Source organism: Anaerotignum sp. (assembly GCF_031981185.1).
Classification (GTDB): Bacteria; Bacillota; Clostridia; order Lachnospirales; family Anaerotignaceae; genus Chakrabartyella.
Window position 1 is genome coordinate 55,967 of sequence record NZ_DALYUL010000017.1, and the last position, 19,405, is coordinate 75,371.

24 protein-coding genes, 1 other RNA gene and 1 riboswitch (1 of these 26 only partly in view) are annotated in these 19,405 nt (G+C 40.5%); of the genes, 4 read left to right on the forward strand and 21 right to left on the reverse strand.

What is annotated here, in order from left to right; genetic code table 11:
• The 5 genes from ffs to RTK36_RS10785 form a co-directional block, all read right to left on the reverse strand.
• Positions 1–64, reverse strand: an RNA gene (ffs, locus tag RTK36_RS10765) — signal recognition particle sRNA large type; it reaches 205 nt to the left of the window's first position.
• 174 nt (positions 65–238) lie between these two features.
• Positions 239–718, reverse strand: a complete 480-nt coding sequence (gene tadA, locus RTK36_RS10770; protein ID WP_312047067.1) for a tRNA adenosine(34) deaminase TadA — start codon at positions 716–718, stop codon at positions 239–241.
• Positions 719–732: 14 nt separating this feature from the next.
• Positions 733–2,061 (reverse strand): FG-GAP repeat domain-containing protein, encoded by a 1,329-nt coding sequence (locus tag RTK36_RS10775; RefSeq protein WP_312047069.1) that lies wholly within the window; start codon positions 2,059–2,061, stop codon positions 733–735.
• Positions 2,062–2,186: 125 nt separating this feature from the next.
• Positions 2,187–2,720 carry a spore maturation protein gene (locus tag RTK36_RS10780; protein ID WP_312047072.1) on the reverse strand — a complete coding sequence of 178 codons (534 nt, stop codon included), beginning with the start codon at positions 2,718–2,720 and terminating at the stop codon, positions 2,187–2,189.
• 4 nt (positions 2,721–2,724) lie between these two features.
• Complete coding sequence (locus RTK36_RS10785) at positions 2,725–3,300, reverse strand: nucleoside recognition domain-containing protein (protein WP_312047074.1); 576 nt, start codon at positions 3,298–3,300, stop codon at positions 2,725–2,727.
• Positions 3,301–3,653: 353 nt separating this feature from the next.
• Between RTK36_RS10785 and RTK36_RS10790 the strand changes: the two genes are divergently transcribed.
• The 3 genes from RTK36_RS10790 to RTK36_RS10800 all read left to right on the forward strand — a co-directional run bounded on the left by RTK36_RS10790 (position 3,654) and on the right by RTK36_RS10800 (position 6,146).
• Entirely contained in the window at positions 3,654–3,914 is a 261-nt protein-coding gene (locus RTK36_RS10790; RefSeq protein ID WP_312047077.1) for an AbrB/MazE/SpoVT family DNA-binding domain-containing protein, read from the forward strand.
• Positions 3,915–4,117: 203 nt separating this feature from the next.
• Positions 4,118–4,930: an AAA family ATPase gene (locus RTK36_RS10795; RefSeq protein WP_312047079.1), complete on the forward strand. Its 813-nt coding sequence runs from the start codon at positions 4,118–4,120 to the stop codon at positions 4,928–4,930.
• Between the two features lie 16 nt (positions 4,931–4,946).
• On the forward strand, positions 4,947–6,146 hold the full coding sequence (locus RTK36_RS10800) for a vWA domain-containing protein (protein ID WP_312047081.1): 1,200 nt from the start codon (positions 4,947–4,949) through the stop codon (positions 6,144–6,146).
• A gap of 679 nt (positions 6,147–6,825) precedes the next feature.
• On the opposite strand, the gene RTK36_RS10805 is transcribed toward RTK36_RS10800, so the two are convergent.
• The 16 genes from RTK36_RS10805 to RTK36_RS10880 form a co-directional block, all read right to left on the reverse strand.
• Positions 6,826–7,767 (reverse strand): L-lactate dehydrogenase, encoded by a 942-nt coding sequence (locus RTK36_RS10805; protein WP_312047083.1) that lies wholly within the window; start codon positions 7,765–7,767, stop codon positions 6,826–6,828.
• 55 nt (positions 7,768–7,822) lie between these two features.
• Entirely contained in the window at positions 7,823–9,355 is a 1,533-nt protein-coding gene (locus RTK36_RS10810; RefSeq protein ID WP_312047085.1) for an L-lactate permease, read from the reverse strand.
• 140 nt (positions 9,356–9,495) lie between these two features.
• Entirely contained in the window at positions 9,496–9,636 is a 141-nt protein-coding gene (locus RTK36_RS10815) for a hypothetical protein (RefSeq protein ID WP_312047087.1), read from the reverse strand.
• Between the two features lie 340 nt (positions 9,637–9,976).
• On the reverse strand, positions 9,977–10,291 hold the full coding sequence (trxA, locus tag RTK36_RS10820) for a thioredoxin (RefSeq protein WP_312047089.1): 315 nt from the start codon (positions 10,289–10,291) through the stop codon (positions 9,977–9,979).
• Between the two features lie 354 nt (positions 10,292–10,645).
• A complete protein-coding gene (locus RTK36_RS10825) occupies positions 10,646–10,996 on the reverse strand; it encodes an Hpt domain-containing protein (protein WP_312047091.1) in 351 nt (116 codons plus the stop codon).
• A complete protein-coding gene (locus RTK36_RS10830) occupies positions 10,944–12,077 on the reverse strand; it encodes an HD-GYP domain-containing protein (protein WP_312047093.1) in 1,134 nt (377 codons plus the stop codon). The genes RTK36_RS10825 and RTK36_RS10830 overlap by 53 nt, the downstream gene beginning before the upstream one ends.
• A 241-nt stretch (positions 12,078–12,318) precedes the next feature.
• Complete coding sequence (gene murI, locus RTK36_RS10835) at positions 12,319–13,122, reverse strand: glutamate racemase (RefSeq protein ID WP_312047095.1); 804 nt, start codon at positions 13,120–13,122, stop codon at positions 12,319–12,321.
• A gap of 18 nt (positions 13,123–13,140) precedes the next feature.
• Complete coding sequence (locus RTK36_RS10840; protein WP_312047097.1) at positions 13,141–14,214, reverse strand: D-alanine--D-alanine ligase family protein; 1,074 nt, start codon at positions 14,212–14,214, stop codon at positions 13,141–13,143.
• A gap of 199 nt (positions 14,215–14,413) precedes the next feature.
• Positions 14,414–14,998 carry an ECF transporter S component gene (locus RTK36_RS10845; protein ID WP_312047099.1) on the reverse strand — a complete coding sequence of 195 codons (585 nt, stop codon included), beginning with the start codon at positions 14,996–14,998 and terminating at the stop codon, positions 14,414–14,416.
• Between the two features lie 190 nt (positions 14,999–15,188).
• A riboswitch (FMN riboswitch) is annotated at positions 15,189–15,305 on the reverse strand.
• 122 nt (positions 15,306–15,427) lie between these two features.
• Positions 15,428–15,823: a hypothetical protein gene (locus tag RTK36_RS10850; protein ID WP_312047101.1), complete on the reverse strand. Its 396-nt coding sequence runs from the start codon at positions 15,821–15,823 to the stop codon at positions 15,428–15,430.
• Positions 15,824–15,882: 59 nt separating this feature from the next.
• Positions 15,883–16,113 (reverse strand): 30S ribosomal protein S18, encoded by a 231-nt coding sequence (gene rpsR, locus RTK36_RS10855; protein WP_066046580.1) that lies wholly within the window; start codon positions 16,111–16,113, stop codon positions 15,883–15,885.
• A 27-nt stretch (positions 16,114–16,140) separates the two neighbouring features.
• Positions 16,141–16,572, reverse strand: coding sequence for a single-stranded DNA-binding protein (locus tag RTK36_RS10860; RefSeq protein ID WP_312047104.1), 432 nt, complete (start codon positions 16,570–16,572; stop codon positions 16,141–16,143).
• Between the two features lie 15 nt (positions 16,573–16,587).
• Positions 16,588–16,875 (reverse strand): 30S ribosomal protein S6, encoded by a 288-nt coding sequence (rpsF, locus tag RTK36_RS10865; protein WP_066046575.1) that lies wholly within the window; start codon positions 16,873–16,875, stop codon positions 16,588–16,590.
• 156 nt (positions 16,876–17,031) lie between these two features.
• Positions 17,032–17,469 (reverse strand): DUF6773 family protein, encoded by a 438-nt coding sequence (locus RTK36_RS10870; protein WP_312047106.1) that lies wholly within the window; start codon positions 17,467–17,469, stop codon positions 17,032–17,034.
• Positions 17,470–17,495: 26 nt separating this feature from the next.
• On the reverse strand, positions 17,496–17,939 hold the full coding sequence (locus RTK36_RS10875; protein ID WP_312047108.1) for a DUF6773 family protein: 444 nt from the start codon (positions 17,937–17,939) through the stop codon (positions 17,496–17,498).
• Positions 17,940–17,957: 18 nt separating this feature from the next.
• On the reverse strand, positions 17,958–18,158 hold the full coding sequence (locus tag RTK36_RS10880) for a helix-turn-helix transcriptional regulator (protein ID WP_312047110.1): 201 nt from the start codon (positions 18,156–18,158) through the stop codon (positions 17,958–17,960).
• Between the two features lie 172 nt (positions 18,159–18,330).
• Between RTK36_RS10880 and RTK36_RS10885 the strand changes: the two genes are divergently transcribed.
• Entirely contained in the window at positions 18,331–19,371 is a 1,041-nt protein-coding gene (locus RTK36_RS10885) for an MBL fold metallo-hydrolase (RefSeq protein ID WP_312047112.1), read from the forward strand.
• Positions 19,372–19,405: the final 34 nt, after the last annotated feature.

Genomic DNA, 19,405 nt, shown 5'->3' on the forward strand with positions numbered 1-19,405 from the left:
AGACATCACCCCCACTATAGCGGATTGTGGGTACAGGGCACCGCTACCTCCCCGGCTAGCACGGAAATATTACCATAATCATTAGCTGGCTGTTGTTATGAAAACTTAGCGCTTCTAAATCAGCCAAAAAGCATTTTCCAGTGACATACATTCCAATTTTCAAAATCAGGTTCCCAGGCTTTTAGAGCCTTTTAAGTAGATTGTCACCTTGAAATAGCCTTATTAGTATACCTGTTTTTTACGCCTCTGTCAACATGCCCTCTCCGCTTTTACGAAACCGTTTAAAAAATAAGCGCATAAACTGACTGCATTCCTCTTGCAAAACGCCTTCTTCCACAAGCACCTGATGGTTGAATCTTGGCTCATCCAAGAGATTCATGATAGAACCGGCACATCCTGCCTTGCTGTTTCTTGTACCAAAAACTACCTTTGGGATCCTTGCCTGCACAATGGCTCCCGCACACATAGGGCAGGGCTCCACGGTAACATAAAGGGTGCAATCCTCCAAGCGCCAATCACCAACAATGCCTGCAGCCTTGTGAATCACATCTATTTCCGCATGACACAAAGGATTTTTTGCAGTATTTCTCAGATTATAACCACGAGCAATAATCTTGCCGTTTCTCACCATTACTGCACCAATGGGCACCTCGCCCGCATCAAATGCCTTCTGGGCCTCCGCCAGTGCTTCCTTCATATATTGTTCCGAATCCGTCATTTTTCATTCCCTCTCTAGGATGCAGTCTTGGAAAGATACAACTTTCCCGTCCTTGTTACATCTTCTGTTACATTCCAATAATCATCTATTCCATCACCATTCCAGTCACAGGGATATATGGCTTGACCATATTGAATATCCTCGTTGGAAGAGCGCAGTCCTCTCTCTGTTAATATATAGCGTATGGCTGTGCCTGTGGCGTCACATATATAAATTTCTTTTACACCATCTCCGTTTAAATCACCACTATATAAAGCGCCATATAAGCTTTCCACCCCCAAGTGGGTACTCCAAAGTTTTAATAACCCGGTTTCTAAATGATGATACATATATAAATCCATGCCATCAGTCATAAGATATTCTGCCTTGCCATCTCCATCCAAATCCGTAATATGGCATTGCGTTACCCTGTGACGCAAAGATTCCCGCTGGGTTTTGTGCCAGCCCTCTCCCCCCGATTCATAGGTTTCCATAGCCTGACCTGTAAACAAAAACAACTTCCCTTTCTCTGAGCCTAAAGCAGTTCCGCCACCGCTTTCCAAGGGAATTTCCGTAACAGGCTGTAATTTGGAATCATAAAAAACGATCTTTTCAGCTCTATTTATTTCACCCTCGCCTTCAATAGCCTCTTCTGCCATTTGGGCCCAAAGAACAACAAGCATATCCTCGTCACCGTTTTCCAAAAAAACTGCTGATACTGCCTCAACTCCCTTTGAAGGATTTATTTTACGCATTCTGCTGATTACCCTGCCTGAAAGGTGATATAGCTCCACCTTGCCCTCTTGAATGGATGTAACAACACCACTGCGGTTTTTTGCGACAAAACCATCCGCAGGCAAGCTGCCGCTCAACTCTCGGTATCCACTCTTGATGCCTGTCCAATTTTCGTAAGCAGTAAAACTACCATTGGCCAAAAATGGATTTCTCTCCCGCAGACTATACTCATCTTCATCAAAACCACCGATATAATATACCCCTGCCAGATGATCGCTTACAAAAATACAATTCAGCTCTCCTGCAGTGTCTCCATTGTAATGTAAAAGCTCTGCCGTAGCGATAACGCTTTGGCTGCCCACAATGGATTTTAATGAATATCCTGTATCCTCAGAGGCACTAAATAAGCGGGCATACTCTTCGGTATCTTGAGGAATTTCACCGCCGTGAAAGGATAGACTATCCTTATCATAGCTCCAATAAAATTCATCCATTACAGCATCAATTTGTGCCACATATGCCTCTTGCTCTGCGGGGGACAGGCTTATACTTTGGTCTGCGTCATTCCCGCTGCAGCCAGTCATGCAAAATAAGCACACACCAATGAGCAGCATTATTGCTTTTTTCATATTCTCATTCCTCTCAAAGGGCTGGTCTTCCTTCTTCTATAAAGATTCATGAAGTCCAATTTAATTAATTAAGTTTTATGTTTGATTTGCTTCTATTATATAATAAGCCCTCTGATTTTTCAAATTCATTTTCCAAAGACCATCTGCACCAAAATAACTGCGGCAAAAACCCCCGCAAAATTTGCAATTAAAGCACACGGCAAAGTGTAACGAGTTTTTCTAACTCCTACGGACAAAAAATAAAGGCTCATGGTATAAAATACCGTTTCAGTACAGCTCATCATTACCGAAGAAACCCGCCCCAGAAAAGAATCCGGTCCAAAATTCTGGAATATATCCAATAAAAGTCCTGTCGCCGCCGAGGAAGAAACCAAACGTATAATACTAAGGGGTGCCAATTCTGCGGGAAAACCCACCCGCTCCGCCATGGGACGAATGAAATTTGTCATAATGTCCAAAAGTCCTCCTGCACGAAAAACCTCTACAGCAACAATTAATCCAATTAAGGTGGGCAAGATATCTACCACTGTTTTAAGCCCTTCTGTGGCCCCTTCCAAAAAGACTTCATAAAGCTTTACTTTCTTCAAGCACCCAAAGCATACAATAAACAATACCGTAGCCGGAATTATATAATCCGATATTACCAATAACAGCCGCATGTTTTCACTCCGTTCTGTCCATAATTTTTGCTGTAGTAATCCCTATGAGGGTTGTCAAAAATGTGGCAGCAATGCCAACCCCCACAATTTCCGCCGGTGCATGGGAACCAAACTCTGTGCGATAGGCTAAAATATTCACCGTCACTAGCTGTAAGGAGGACATATTCACCGTTAGAAACATACACATTGCCCCTGTGGCTCGCTCTTTATCCTGATTCAGCTTCTGCAGCTCTTTCATCGCCATCAGCCCCGCGGGCGTAGCTGCCCAGCCTAAACCCAAAAAATTTGCGGCGAAGTTTGCCGCTATGTATTGCCTAGCTTTATGGTTTCTCGGTACAGAGGGGAATAAAAAATCCATGGCAGGGGTTAATTTTTCTGCCAAGATATCAATCATTCCACCCCTTTCCGCTATTTTTAATACCCCAGACCACATTGCGATAACGCCCGCCATGGTAATTGCCAGTTCCACGGCACTTTTCCCACCACTTAAAACCGCCGCTGTAACCATATCCATACGGCCTAAAAACGCCCCAGTCAGAATCCCTCCGATAATAAAAAATCCCCATATTGCATCCAGCATATTTACCGCCTCCTTGTACCTTTATCTTAATCTATGCTTGTACCCTATACATTCATGCTTGACCCGTTCAAAAACTTCTCCTTGACGCATCAAAAAAATTGATAGTTTATTTGAATAAAATAGGCTCATTTTTCAACATATTTTATAATTCCCGTTTTTTTCTAATCTGATTTTCATCTAATTTCTTAAGATTTGTTTGCTATGCATAAATTTTTCTCCATTTGAAGGGTTACATTTTCCTTTTCTTACCAGTAATTTTTTGTTGTAATTTGTCGATTTTCGTGTTAAACTTTTCCTAAGTTGTTTAAAAGTAGTGACATATAACAGAAAATTACAATTCAGAGGTGAACTAAATGAAATCTACAGGAATTGTTCGTAAAGTAGACGAGCTAGGCCGAGTAGTTCTGCCAATCGAGCTGCGCAGAAATATGGGAATTGAAATCAAAGACTCTTTAGAAATTTTCGTGGAAGAAGATTCCATTGTTCTTAAGAAATATGAACCTGCTGATATTTTTTCCGGCAGTATGGAAGACCTGATTGAGTATAAGGGCAAAAAGGTTTCCAAAGCTTCCATTTTGGAAATGGCAAAGATGGCAGGCTTAGAATTGAAGTAAAACGAATAGAGAAAAGCAAAAGGGTATTGACTTTGTCAATATCCTTTGTTTTTTATATGATTTATTCCGATAAAACACTCTTTTCTGTGTTTTTATACTGCTTTCTAAAAAGAAAAGCCGTATTTTTATTGACAAGTCCATATTGTATCTCATAAAATAACCTTATTATGATTAAATTTTGACAAACGAAGGGTGGATACGACATGAATACAACATTTCAAGGCAGCAAGGATTATGTGGCAAGTGACGAGTTAATGCGCTCAGTCAATATTGCTATTGCCCTCCAAAAGCCTTTGCTCATCAAGGGTGAGCCCGGTACCGGCAAGACAATGCTGGCAGAAGCAATCTCCACCGCATTGGGAAAAGACCTCATTATTTGGAATATCAAGTCTACCACAAAGGCACAGGATGGCCTTTACGTTTATGACGTAGTGCAGCGTTTATATGATAGCCAGTTTGGCAACGAAGGCGTGGATGATATTCAGAAATATGTAAAGCTGGGAAAACTAGGTGAGGCTTTTACCTCTGAAAAACAGGCAATTCTTTTAATTGATGAGATTGATAAAGCAGATTTGGAATTCCCCAACGACTTACTTTGGGAGTTGGATAAAATGGAATTTTATATTCCCGAGACAAAAGAAACTGTTAAGGCAGTGCAACGCCCCATTGTTATAATTACGTCAAACGCAGAGAAGGAACTGCCCGATGCATTTTTGCGTCGCTGTATCTTCCATTATATTGAGTTCCCCGATGAACAGCAGATGACAGAAATCATTAAAGTTCATTATCCCGATGTGGAAGAGCACCTTTTGGAGCAGGTTTTGGAAACCTTCTATTGGATTAGAGATTTGTATAACATTCAGAAAAAACCTAGCACCTCAGAGGTAATTGACTGGATTCAGGCTTTGGTTCTGGGTGGCATTGATCCCGACAAAATCAAAGAAAAAGTACCTTTTGCTGGGGTATTGTTAAAAAAGAACGAGGATATTGACACCATGAGGAGATATTTAAAGTAAAAGCAGGTGAGCCGATATGTTTACTTCATTTTTTTATCTGCTTCGTGCCAGAGGGCTTAACGTTTCCCTGAACGAATGGATGTCTCTGGTGGAAGCATTGGACAAGGGCCTTCACGGCTCCAGTTTTACGGGCTTCTATTATCTTTGTCGCGGTGTGCTTGTAAAAAGTGAAACGGATTTTGATAAATTTGATGGGGCTTTCCTTGAATTCTTTAAGGACATGGAATTTGCCACCGATGAATTGCCCAAGGAGCTATTGGATTGGCTAGAAAACCCCGCTGATGAACCGGGAAAAGAGTTTGATATGGCACGAGCCATGGAAAACGAGCGTTTATCTCAAAGCGAAATACAAAAAATGTTTCTTGAGAGACTGGAAGAACAAAAGGAAGAACACAACGGGGGCAGCTATTGGGTGGGCACCGGTGGTGTTTCTGTTTTCGGCAACAACGGCTTCAGCCCAAGGGGAATACGCGTTGGCGGTCAAGGGGGACAACGCCGGGCATTTCAGGTGGCTGGAGAGCGGAAATTTCGCGACTTCCGCCAGGATAATACATTAGATACCCGGCAGTTTCAAATGGCATTTCGTAAACTTCGTCAATTTTCTGCGCGCACAGAAGAAGCGAGAACGGAATTTGACATTGACGAAACCATCCGTGAGACTTGCGACAATGCAGGAAATTTAAAAGTGGTTTATGAAAAACCACGAAAAAAGACAGTTAAACTTTTGCTTTTGATGGATAGCGGTGGCTCTATGGAATATTACAGCAGGCTTTGCAGTTCACTATTCCAAGCTGTAAGCAAATCCAACCATTTTAAGGATTTAAAGGTATACTATTTCCACAATTGCATTTATTCCAGATTGTACACTGAGGCGGATTTAAGTCCCCGTGATACCGTTTCCACTGAATGGGTGTTAAACAACCTCAGCAGTGAATACAAAGTTATCATCGTAGGAGATGCCCAAATGGAGCCTTCAGAGCTGTTAAACCCAAGCTTCTATTCCTTCGGTGTAAGAAACGAAGTAACAGGTATTGAATGGCTGCAAAAATTTAAGGACAAGTATCCTCACATTGTTTGGCTAAACCCTTCTGAACGTCCTACTTGGGGCGGTTGGTGGGCAAAAACCTACGATATTATTCATAAAGAATTTGATATGTATCGCTTGTCCCTGGAAGATTTAAATATTGCTCTGAAAAAGCTAATGGTATCCAGATAATATCTGCTGTATCGGCAAAACCCGATACAGCTTTTTTTTTGGATTATTTATGAAAATCCCTTATTTTAATGATATTTAATAAAAAAAGGTATTCCAAAAGTCGTATTTTGACCTTAGGAATACCTTTTTTGCCCCGCTAAAGAGCTATTTTCTCCACCGCTGTTTTTTATAAACTTACCTTTTTTTCAACAAAACCAAGATTTGCAGAAAATCGATTACTAAGAAATGATTGAGCATACACACTATCCCTACCCCGTCCGGTGTTTATGCCCAATATCCCCGTGATCAAACCAAAGGCTTAGGGAGGGTTTGGTTTACATTTTCCAACTTATCTTTTTTGTCGTCATCCTACTTTCAAAATAACCCCTTCATTTAGTCAACTGCATCAGATTCTACAAGAAAGGAAGGTTTGGAGGGACGTACGCAAGGTACGTTTTCCTTTCTCGATCACAGTCCAATATCCAAAAGAAAATTTTATTTCAAATATAGGTTGTCTTAAGCTTGTTTACACAAACAATCAGCAGAATATGATCACTGGCAGAAAAGAGCATATTTTTATAGGTAGATTCTTCGCAAGGAACGGTCGCCCGAGGGCGGACTTGCAAAAAAACATGATATGACGTTATTATGCCTGTTACGGCAATGCTCTTCTCTTTCAGGGATTTATATAAAACTTTTCTTACGCCTCCTCATTGATGTAACCGATATTCGTACGGATTACGTCACAGGAGTGGTGGAACGCCTTCAATTCTTCTTCATTTAAGCGCAATTCAAACACTTCTTCTACACCATTTTTGCCAATCACACAAGGCGTGCTGATAAAAATATCCTTTTGTCCATATTCGCCGTTTAACTGTGTAGTACATGGCATAACTACCTTTTCATCATGGAAAACGGCATGAACAAAACGTGCAAGGGTCGACGCAATGCCATACTCCGTGCAGCCTTTACCGGCAAAGGTTACCCAACCGCCCTTGGTTGCTTCCTCCAAAACCGCAGCCTGATCCACTTTATATTTCTCATTCTCTTCCGCAAGCTCAGCAAGGGGTTTTCCGTTTACTGTTACATGAGACCAAGGTGCCATTTGGGAATCCCCATGCTCACCCATAGTATATGCAACCAGTGATTTATGGTCGATGCCTGTTTCTCTGGACAAAACAGCCTTAAAACGAGAACTATCAAGGCCTGTGCCTGTGCCAAATACACGAGACTTATCAAAACCAGAAAGCTTATGCACCTGTCTTGCAATGATGTCACAGGGGTTTGTGATATTAATGAAAATGCCGTCAAACCCTGCATCTACCACCTGCTTTACAAAGCTGTTTACCATACCGATGGAAACATTTAATTCATCTAAGCGGTTATTGCTCTTTGTAATAACACCAACGCTGACAACCACCACGTCACAATCCTTTAAATCAGCATAGCCACCGGCACGTACCTCTACCCGATGGGGCAGATAAGCAACGCTGTCTCTTAAATCCTGACATTCGCTGATTGCTTTTTGCTCATTAATATCCACCAAAACCAATTCATCCACAATACCCTGTACCGCTAAACTATAGGCACAATGGGCACCAACATGACCAACTCCGACAATACCAACACTTCTTGTTTTCATTTGAAAAACCTCCTAATATGAAATTGTATTTTGTTAATATTCCAATATGGAATGTTTATAAGCCAAAACCAGAAAAAAGTATATGTGTATAAATCATACTCAACGTCATATAAATCATTAAAATAACGGCAAATGCAGCCATAGTACGTTTCAAAACTTCTCCTTCTTTTCCAATTACCCCTACCGTTGCACATGCAGCAACAACGTTATTGGGGCAAATTAAATTCCCCAAGGAGGCTCCCGCATTCTGTCCTGCGAAAACAGTAATGGGGTTTAACCCCAGCATGTTTGACGCATTCAAATGCATTGGTGCAAACATAATATTTGATCCCAGACCCGTGCCTGTAATAAAGGAGCCTGCGGAACCAATGGCAACAGCCGCAGCAGGATATAAAGGCCCTGCCGCATCGGCAATGGTAGAAGCAATTAATTGTATCATCCCCGTCTGACTATTTTGCATAATATAAGAAACCGTCAATAGGGAACCCATGGTAACCAATACGGGAACCACACGCATAATAGTCTGCTTCATGGTATCAAAGAAACCTTCTGCGCTGACACCTAAAATAACACAACCAATGCAGGCACACAAAAATACCACAACATCAACCCAAACAATATATCCGAAGGTTGTCAAAATTGAGAAAGGTACCGTATAGCGCACCAAGGGGAGCAATACTACCAATACCAAATAGGGTGACAACGCATGGAAAGAAGAATAACGCCGATGTTCCCCTTCATCCTTGCCACTAAAACCATTTTCTTTGTAACGATACTCCTCAGGTGTTTTGATTTTCACTAGTTTCAAATAGATAACAGAGCAAACAATAGAAAGTAAGCCCGTTCCAAGACTAGTGATTTCCGGTCCAACAAAGTTGGAAAGACCAAACATAATGAGTCCTGTGCTAGTTCCTGCGAATAATAAATAAGGTATAATTCCTTTAAAGCCTTTTTTTCCAAAAGCAATCATTACAATCAAAAATGGTATTACAAAAACACCAAACATATGAATTCTACCAACCATAGCGGAATTCAGAGAAGCTGTACTAATGCCCTGCTCCACCAAATAAGAGCCACCTGTGATGGTGGTAAGCCCTGCACCGCCCCATGAACATGGTGTGGCATCACCTAACAAAGCAACCACAATGGCAACAATGGGATCAAAACCCAAACCAACCAAAAACGGAGCAGCAATTGCCGCTGGGGAACCTGCACCGGCAGCACCCTCTAAAAAGATCGGTACCATAAGCCCAACAATAATCAACTGTGCTCTACGGTCATCAGTAACTCCCGCCAAAGTATTTTGCACCTGCTTCATGGCTCCTGAGCGTTGCATCAGGTTTAACAGCAAAAAGGAGGAGAAGACCAGCATAACAATCTTTGTGCCTTCCTTAATACCCTTCCATAACAGCCCATCTACCATGGTAACGGTATCTTTAAACACTGCATCCGCGGGACTAAAATATGTAAGTGCAAGAATAATAATATACACTAGCCCTACCGGTGCGACCTTCATTGCAGGTTTTTTTAGAACAACGATTCCCACCAAAATTAATACCAAGGGGCTAAGTGCCATTACAAAATCCATTATAACCATCTCCTTTTTCACTGTTTTCCATATGTTCTTTGTTTCATGTAACTCCATTTTTCAAAAACAAAAGGACCCATGGCGATCGCCACGAGTCCCTTTCCTCTTTTATGCTTAAGAGTGTTCTTTCTTGTCTCTTCTCATATTATAGAGGTATTTCTCACATGACAATCAGCACTATTCTTCTCTTTGCCCATAATAATCACCACGAGGACCAGAAGGATAGTGCTAATAATCAGCTCTACACCATATTGAGTTGTACACAACGCAACATAATTCATAAGAAATACCTCACTTTTCTTTTCTAAAAATGGAATAGCAAAACAATACCACTTTCTTTTATAGGTGTCAACGCCACCTATTTTGACTGCTTTTCGCAAATTGTACAACTTTTTATACAAAATATTTTCTGTACCAACAAAAATACTAATGTTTTATAGTAAAATGTATTTATTGACATACATTGTTCCGAAATTATTTTTTTATAAGTATTTTGTATACATATTTCTAGACTTTTTTTCTACATTAATGTGCAAAAATAAATACAAAAACACCCCTGGGCAAATGCCCAGGGGTGTCACACAAACAAAAATCCTTGACGAGAAGTATTATCAATGTCTATTATACAATACTATCCAACTTTTGCTTTAAAACAGTAGGAGGTGTCACACCAACGACAGCGTCAACAGGTTTACCATCCTTAAAAAACAACATATTGGGGACGCTCATAATTTGATATTTTTGCGCCAAATCCATAGATTCGTCAATATCAACCTTAAAAACCTTTGCCTTGCCTTCATATTCAGCAGAAAGCTGTTCTAAAACAGGACCCATCATCTTACAAGGTCCACACCATGTAGCTGAAAAATCAACTAAAACAGGGACATTACTCTCTAGTACTTCTTTTTGAAATTTATCTGATTTAATCTGCAACATTTTTCATTCCTCCTAGTTCTAATTTTCTCCAAAAATACGAAACCTATTCACTGATCTGAGTATAGCACAGGCATTTTAATAAATCAATATATTTTACTAAATAATAATGATTCTTATTGACTTAGTCACATAACCCGTTAAAACTTTTTTAATTCTAACAATTTCTACCGATAAATCTATAAAAGAAATTATATTCATTATTTTATTTTTTATTATAAAGAATAATTTTTTTCAATAGGGCAATAATGACTATTGAGGATGTTATTCTCCCCCATATAATAACATTCTTTCTACTTCTTCCCCTTAAAAAAGGGTATCCTTATAGTCTCTATGACCAAAAGGGTACCCTTTTTCCTATTTATTTAAAGCCTCTATAATCAAAAGGTACGCCTCTTCAACCCGTCGCATATGGGTTTTTGCCAAAGCTATATTTCCGCCTCTTAATGCCTCTGTAGCGGGGCGCAAAGCTTCGCAAAGGTTCTCCATAGATAAATTTGCAGCCATTCCCATTAAAGTATGCGCTGCATGAAAAGCTAAAGAAGCTTCTTCTGCTGCCATGGCTTGTCTCAATCTTTCCATATTTAAGTCCCCGGGAAATTTTAATAAAAACGTCTCATAGAGTCTTTCATTATTCATAAATCGTTCCACGCCGCTATGCAGATTCACCCCTGCTACTGTCAGCTTGGCTTTCTCCAATTCTTCCACATCCACACCCACTTTGCTGTGATTGCATTATTTGTTTTATCTCCTGGGAGAGTCTCAAAAATTCATCCATCAATGCAGGATTGAAGATGCCGCATTCTCCACCTATAATCATTTCAACGGCTTTTTCATGGGAATATGCCTGTTTATAAATCCTTTCACTGGTTAACGCATCATACACATCCGCCAGAGAAACAATCTGAGACCATGGTGATATTTCGTCTCTCTTCAGTCCATCAGGATAGCCCTTTCCATCCCATCGTTCATGATGGTGCCTACAAATATCATAGGCATAATGATAAACAGAATTATGATGAATTGCAGGAATCTGATCTAATAATTCGCATCCTCTTACGGTATGGGTTTTCATAATCTGAAACTCCTCCGCCGTAAGCCTGCCGGGCTTATTTAAAATATAATCGGGAATTGCAATTTTTCCCACATCATGCATAATTGCTGCAGTGGCGATCTTTTTAATTTCTGTGATCTTTAGACCCTTTCCAAAGACGGTTTTTTGTAGTAAAAATAGTGTCAAATCATGAATTCGTTTGACATGTTCTCCGCTTTCACAATCTCGAAATTCTATGGCTGTGGCCAATGCCCCAATCATTGCATTGTTCAATCCCTGAATCTCTTTCGTTTTTTCATCCAGTTCAATTTCTTGCAATTGTACCTGATGGTTTAATCGATTACGCATAGAACAAAGCTCCATAATGCTTTCCATGCGTTTTTTCACAATATAGGGGATGATGGGGCGTTCAATAACGTCCATAACACCCAATTCATACCCCCGAAGGGTAGATTCCTCAGTACACTCTGCTGTAATCAAAAAAACTGGCACCTTTTCCATAAAGTTGCGCTCATGCAAAACCTCCAGAACACCAAAACCGTCCATTACCGGCATTATAATATCCAGCACCACTGCCGCTAGACTTTCCCCTTGAGCATCAATTGCCTCCAATGCCTCTATCCCGTTTTCAGCCTCTAAAATTGTATACTCGTCTTGAAAAATTTCACGAAGGATTACACGGTTTACTTCAACGTCATCTACTACCAATATCGCCCTTCTTTCATTCGCCGCCATGCCTTTCCTCCATTTCAGATTTTTATTCAAACGACTCGCAAATGATTCCCTTCGGCTGCCCTTTGATAAAACAAGGGCTTGTACCCTTTTCAACTATTTCGAAAGCCCCGCAAAAAGTGGGCGGGGGGTTCCGAAATCCCGTCAAACAACAATTGGTAAATATTTCCTTTCTTCAAAAGTATAACATAAGGGAAAGTTAGGGTAAAGATTTCATAAGACACAAAAGCAAAAAACTCTAATATCAAAATTGCTCAATATCTATAATCTCTGGAACATATCCTTGTTTTAGAGCCTTTTGGCAAATGGAATAAAACATATCTGTATAATCACTGAGAAAAAAGGTTCTTTCACCAGCCTTTTCCTCCATGTTTACAATGCCCTTTTCCTGCAAAAAAAGCTTTACTTGTTTCGCCGTGGCTTTTGCCGGATCAACCAGCTTTACTTCATCCCCCACAATGCCACCAATACATTTCTTCAACAAAGGATAATGGGTACAACCCAAAACCAAAGAATCGATACCCTTTGCCATCAAATCTTCCAAGTATTTTTCTGCTGCCAATCGAGCCACCTGGTTATCCGTCCAGCCCTCTTCAGCCAATGGAACAAACAGAGGGCATGCTCTGGAAAACACCTGCATTTCATTGTCCTTTTTGCAAATCATTTTTTCATATGCCCCAGAACGTACTGTAGCTGCCGTACCGATTACACCGATCTTTTTGTTGTGCGTGGAGCGAAGGGCTTCGCCCACCCCCGCGTCCACCACCCCAAAAATAGGCACATCAAAGGCACTATGAAGCTCTTCCAAACTGTTAGAGCTGGCTGTATTGCAGGCAACAATAATTGCCTTCACTTCCTTCGTAAGCAAAAAACGTACATTTTGCTTGGAAAACTTCGTTACAGCCTCCTTAGACTTGCTGCCATAGGGTAAGCGGGCTGTATCGCCAAAATAAACGATATTTTCATGAGGCATGACCTTCATGACCTGTTTTACAACTGTCAATCCGCCCACTCCCGAGTCAAATATACCAATCGGTCTTTTATCCATAAGGTTCCTTCTTTCTTTTCAGCCTCGGATTCCATTATCACGGGTGAGGGCCAATTCAATTAAGCAATCCATCAGTTCTGCTTTTGTTACCCCGGCTGTTTCCCATAGCATAGGATACATACTAATGGAAGTAAAGCCAGGCATGGTGTTAATTTCATTAAACAAAACTCGCCCTGTTTCCTCCTCCAAGAAAAAGTCAATCCGCGCCAAGCCGCTACCATCTACCGCCTGATAAATTTTTGCGGCAATCTTTCGTATGGTTTTCTCTTCCTCCGCTGTAATAGGAGCAGGGATTACAGTACGGGACTCGCTATTGTTATATTTCGCATCATAATCATAAAATTCTGCCGCCGGCAACACTTCACCAACACCGCTTACTACAGGTTCCTCATTGCCAAGGACAGCGCATTCAAATTCTCTGCCAACAATTGCCTCTTCCACAATAATTTTTCGGTCATACTCTGCTGCCAAGTTGATTGCATTGACTAAGGCTTCTTTGTTCTTGGCCTTGCTAATGCCCACGGATGAGCCTGTATTTGCGGGCTTTACAAAGCAAGGATATCCCAACTTCTTTTCCACCCGATCTACCAGTTTATCCATATCTCCCAGCTCCTCTTTTTGAAACCAGATATATTTTGCTTGAGGAACTGCTGCATTTTTTGCAATTATTTTTGTAAAAACCTTATCCATACAGACAGCGGAGGATAAAACACCGCACCCAACATAAGGGATACACGCCATTTCCAAGAGACCTTGAATGGTTCCGTCCTCCCCCCATGCACCATGCAGAGCAGGAATTACCACATCAATAGGGATTACCTTCACATGACCATTTACAATTTTTAAAAGGGCTTTTTGCTTTGCATCAGGACTTATAATTGCGGGGGTTGCATATTTCTCCCACTGACCTGTTTTGATATGCTCTGTAGGGCCAGTATAAACAAGCCATTCTCCTTCTTTTGTAATACCAACGGGGATAACCTGATACTTTTTACTATCTATTTCATTAATCATCATTGTTGCAGACATTCTGGAAACTTCGTGTTCTGACGACTGTCCGCCGAATAATACGATCACAGTTTTTCTATTCATATACAAACCTCTTTTCTGCTCCTGAAAGCTGAGTCCAATCAGTACCATTATATGCAATCTATCATTGGCTGACAATAAAAAAATTGATAATTCCATTTTTCAGCTTATTCATGGCAAAAAAAACAAGTCGTCCCCTGTGTTACAACAGATGAACGACCTTTCTCATCAGAATTGTTCAGTCAAAAATGCTTCAATTGGATTAAGCATTACCCTTTAAAAGATGGGAAATAGATTTATACAGTAAAAACGTCATAGTGCCGTTGATACCTGCCTTTAACAAGTTAAAAGGAATAATGATAGGTATCAGCATAGGGATAACTTTTTCTAAAGGTATATTCATGAACAATGGTGTGAATATCATGTTCATGATGACCATAGCCACGGTCTGTACCAATGCACCAGCTACTAGTGCAAGCACTGCATTTTTTCTAGTTTTATTTTTTTTATATATGCTTCCTGCAACAAAGGCACATGCGCCTGTTGCAAAGATATGCATTACAATTCCAATAATCCCACTGCCTGCACTCACTGTAAACCCTTGAATAATGGAAACAACGATTGCCAGCAATAAGCCTGCCACAGGCCCATAGGCAAATGCGCCAATTAATATTGGGATATCTGCAGGGTCATACTCCAAGAATGCTGCCGCCGGGATCAAAGGAAAGTGAATTGCAGCCACCAGCACAATAGAGATAGCCCCTAGCATTGCCAAAGACACCATAACCTTTGTGGACATTTTCTTGTTATTTTTTGTTACTGTTACTTTTGAAGATATGTTTTCCATTTACTTCTCCTCCATTTTCGTCTAAAATTTTCAGGTTATCGCCAAGAAATAAAAGCGAACTTTTTCTTTCCATTGGGCTTCATCCCAAAGCAAAAGAAAAAGCCTGAAAATCTTCAGGCTAAATAAGCAAAATAAAGGCCGACGCAAATCCGCAGAAAAAAATTAATTTTCCACAAAAAAACATCAAACTTTTATTCTTCTTCCATCCAGACTATACTGTCGGTTTTGGAGTTACACCAAATCCTGCGCAAATGCGCTCGCGGACTTTACCGCCGATCGGGAATTTCACCCTGCCCTGAAGAATTTCATATATTTAATTACAGTCACATTATAAATCCAAGGGAACGGAAAGTCAACACCAAATAGTAAGATTTTTCTGCATTCTTATGGATATTTCACCAATATTGTCCTAAAAAACTGGGGCTTGGGCTATTTCTTCTCATTCGTTTGTGATGAATTTTTACGTTGGCCTTGCCCTTTTTTTCGAAACATGCTTAATCCTAAATTTAGAATAACCAACGCCAATAAAAATCCTAAAAGCAAAGGCAGCACTGGGGGTATCTCTTGCCCCGGGCTTGCCGCAGTTGTCAAAATAGATAATAACAAAGCATTCACTCCCTTTTTCAATCGCTTATTGAAAGCCGTAAAATACAGCTTCAAATCATTCCCCAGTGCTTTTTGCCAAAGGGTAATAATCCGGATATTCTTAATCAATAAATCATAAAAGTAACAATATGCCCAGTGGCATGATGGAAAGTAACAAACAATCTCTTTGTCTCCCTCTAACCTTCTTCGATCAAGAATATCTCCTATATTATATATCATACCTGATTTTTGTGCACAAAAAAAGCCCTGATTGCAAAGCAATGGGCTTTTTACATTTATTAATCCTGTGTATAAGGCATCAGGGCTACGTGTCTTGCTCTTTTGATAGCAGTTGTCAACGCTCTCTGGTGCTTAGCGCAGTTGCCTGTAATTCTTCTGGGAAGGATTTTGCCTCTTTCAGAAACATATCTTCTCAGCTTATTTACATCCTTGTAGTCTACGGTTGTTATTTTATCCGCACAACATTGGCAAACGCGTTTTTTTCTACGACCACGTTTTTTCTGAATCATGTCTAAGTCCTCCTTCTTTACTGAATTTTAGAAGGGCAGATCGTCATCTTCGATGCTTTCATCGATTGGGTAAAAGCCATCATCTTGGGCTGCCTGCTTTGGTGCAGCGGGGGCATCAGCCTTATGGCCTTCGAAGGATGCTTTGCTTTCGGCAAAGTATTGCTCCTCTACCACCACGTCTGTGCTCCAGCGTTTTTTGCCCTCGTTATCGTCCCAGGAACGAACCTGAAGTCTACCGATAACGCTAACCATCTGACCTTTTTTGAAGTATTTCTCCGCGAATTCGCCTGCTTTACCAAAGGAAACACAATTGATAAAGTCAGCGTCGGGCTCGCCTTGGCGTTTGAAACGGCGGTTCACCGCCAAAGAGTATCTGGCTACGGCCAAAGGTTCATTTCCCTGAGAATATCTAACCTCGGGGTCCTTGGTCAATCGACCCATAAGAATCACTTTGTTCATAGGATTACCTCCTTCTTACGCCTCTTTGCGGATAATGAGATAACGTAAAACGTTTTCCATAATACGCATACGAGCTTCAACTTCTGCGGGAGCATTAGCGGGAGCTTCGAATGTTGTGAAGCTTAAGAAACCTTCGTTTACTTTTTTAATTTCGTAAGCAAGCTTTCTTTTGCCCCAATCATCAACTTTTTCGATTTTCGCGCCGAATCTTTCCAAAGTAGCCTGAACTTTCGCTACTTCTTCTACTCTGCCTTCTTCGTCCAGTGCGGGACTTAAAACCATAGCTAATTCGTACTTGTTCATGTGGGTTACACCTCCTTTTGGACATATGGCTCTCCCCTTATTGGGAGAACAAGGATTTGAGTCGGCACAATTACCGACTCTAAAATAAAATATCACAAAAAACCCACTAGTGCAAGCTTTTTTTCCTCTTTTCCATGATTTTAAGGACTTTTATGCTTAATCTTCATATTCCTGTTCCAATTTTTTCATTCTGCGCTCTTCCAAACGAATGAACATGGCTCTGGCCAGAAAAAACACAACACAAAAGGTAACAATATAAGAAATAGCAAACTCTTTTGATACTTGCCTTCCGCTAAACAGCCAAAACAGAAAGAAAACCGCAATTCCCACAAGGGCACCTATGATATTTCTCTTTGGACTCAACTGTTGGCGAAAGTTTGTGGCAAGGACTACCCCCAATTGACGCCTACGCACCATTTGGTAGATGGGTGCAACAATCATAATTACATACTCCGTAATGCACTGGGACAAATCCATTTTAAAATACGACACTTTTACCAAAAAGGTTGCCACAACGAACAAATATGTTAATTGAAACAACTCGCCATAAATCTTATTCTTAGACTGCTCCACTCTTTCATCTTTTATCTTCATTTTAATAACCTCCTATTTTCAAAAAATCAATCTTCGCTCCACTGTTCCTCCAGCTTCTTTTTTCGTTCCTTTTCCGCCGGAATGACAATGCCCCCAAGGGCAACGGCAATAAACCCATAAATCAACAAAGTAGCAACCCAATTGATTACACTTTCTATGCCTCCAATCCAGCCAGCCAAAACCAGCAATGCCCCCACTATCAAACTCAAACTGTAAATTATTTTCTTGTTTAGCCTCTTTTCCTGAGGAAAAACAATCCCCAATTGCCTTGGGCGAAAGTAGAAATACAAAGGCGTCAGCAGTATAAAAATAAACTCTGTGACGCATTGTTGAAAATCCATATCGAAATAAAAAAGTTTGGCAATTACAGAAATAAAGCAAAAGTGATAAATTGCCACAAACCACTCTGTTGAAATTTTGTATTTCACCCGCTCCAGACGTTCATCTTCAAATTTTCTTTGGGCTAGCATAGTATTCCCTCCTATTTTCTATTTTTCGTCCTCCCAGAACAAATCATCCAATGTTTTACCCAAAGCTTTACAAAGGGCAATACATAAATTAATCGTTGGATTGTATTTTCCTGCCTCAATCATGCCAATGGTCTGCCTTGTTACGCCCACCCTTTGGGCAAGCTCATCTTGAGAAAGATCCAAAGCCGCTCTGGCAGACTTTATTTTTAAATTTTTCATTTCACCACTTCCTCTCTTGCTATACTCTTGTTATACAATATATTATTCTTAATGTCAACTATATTTTACATTATTAATAAAATAATTTGCATTTTGCAACATAGCTTGTGTTATAACCCCTTTCCAATTATAATAGTAGGTAAAAGCAAACTAAGGTAGAAAGGTGAAACCAATGATTACAAAAGTTTATGAGAAACCTAATATATATAAAATAGATGTGCCTCTGCCAAATAACCCCCTGAAAAATTTAAACTGTTATGTGGTGCAAGATAGTGGCGAAAGTTTGATTGTGGATACTGGCTTTAACCGCCCCGAATGCAAAGAAGCCCTTCTTGAGGGCTTACGGGAGCTAGATGTGGACTGGACAAAAACAAATATGTTCCTTACCCATCTTCATTCTGACCATTCAGGCCTTGCCCCTGCAGTGATGCACGAAAAGCCGGGGAAAATTTATATGAATAAAGAGGACCATGACTATCTAGGTTGGATATTAAATGGAAACCGTTGGGATGCATCTGACGAAATTTTTCGCAAAGAGGGCTTTACCCTAGAACAATTGACTTGGTTGAAGGAAGAAAACCCCGCCAGAGGCTTTGAACCCGATTATTATTTTGATGCCGTTGCGGTGGGTGATGGTGATATTTTAAAAGTTGGTGCCTTTGCATTTCAGTGTGTATTTGTTCCCGGCCATACACCAGGACAAACCTGCTTATATCTACCTGAGGAAAAATTGATGCTGTCTGCCGACCATATTTTGTTTGATATCACCCCCAATATCACCTCGTGGGTAAACATAGAAGATTCATTGGGAGATTATTTAAACAGCTTGGTGAAAATTCGTACCTATGATATGAAAACAGTATTACCCGCCCACAGAAAAAATGAAATGGATGTTTATGTGCGCATAGAAGAGATTCTCCATCATCATCTAATTCGCTTGGAAGAGACCATTGATGCCCTGGAGAAATACCCGAATGCCCATGCAACCCAAATAGGTTCTTGTTTAAAATGGTCCATGCGGGGAAAAACTTGGGAAGAGTTCCCCCTGTCCCAGCGTTGGTTTGCCGTAGGGGAAACCATGTCTCATTTGGATTTTTTAATCAAAAGAGGCTTAGTAGAAAAAACCGAAAGTGAATATTATGGCTATTCCTTAACGGATAGCGCAGAGGTTTGCAAAGATAAACTAAATCAGCTTTGGCAGGTCTATAATTAATACGAACCTTGGGCCTTTGGTCTGGAATTTTCCT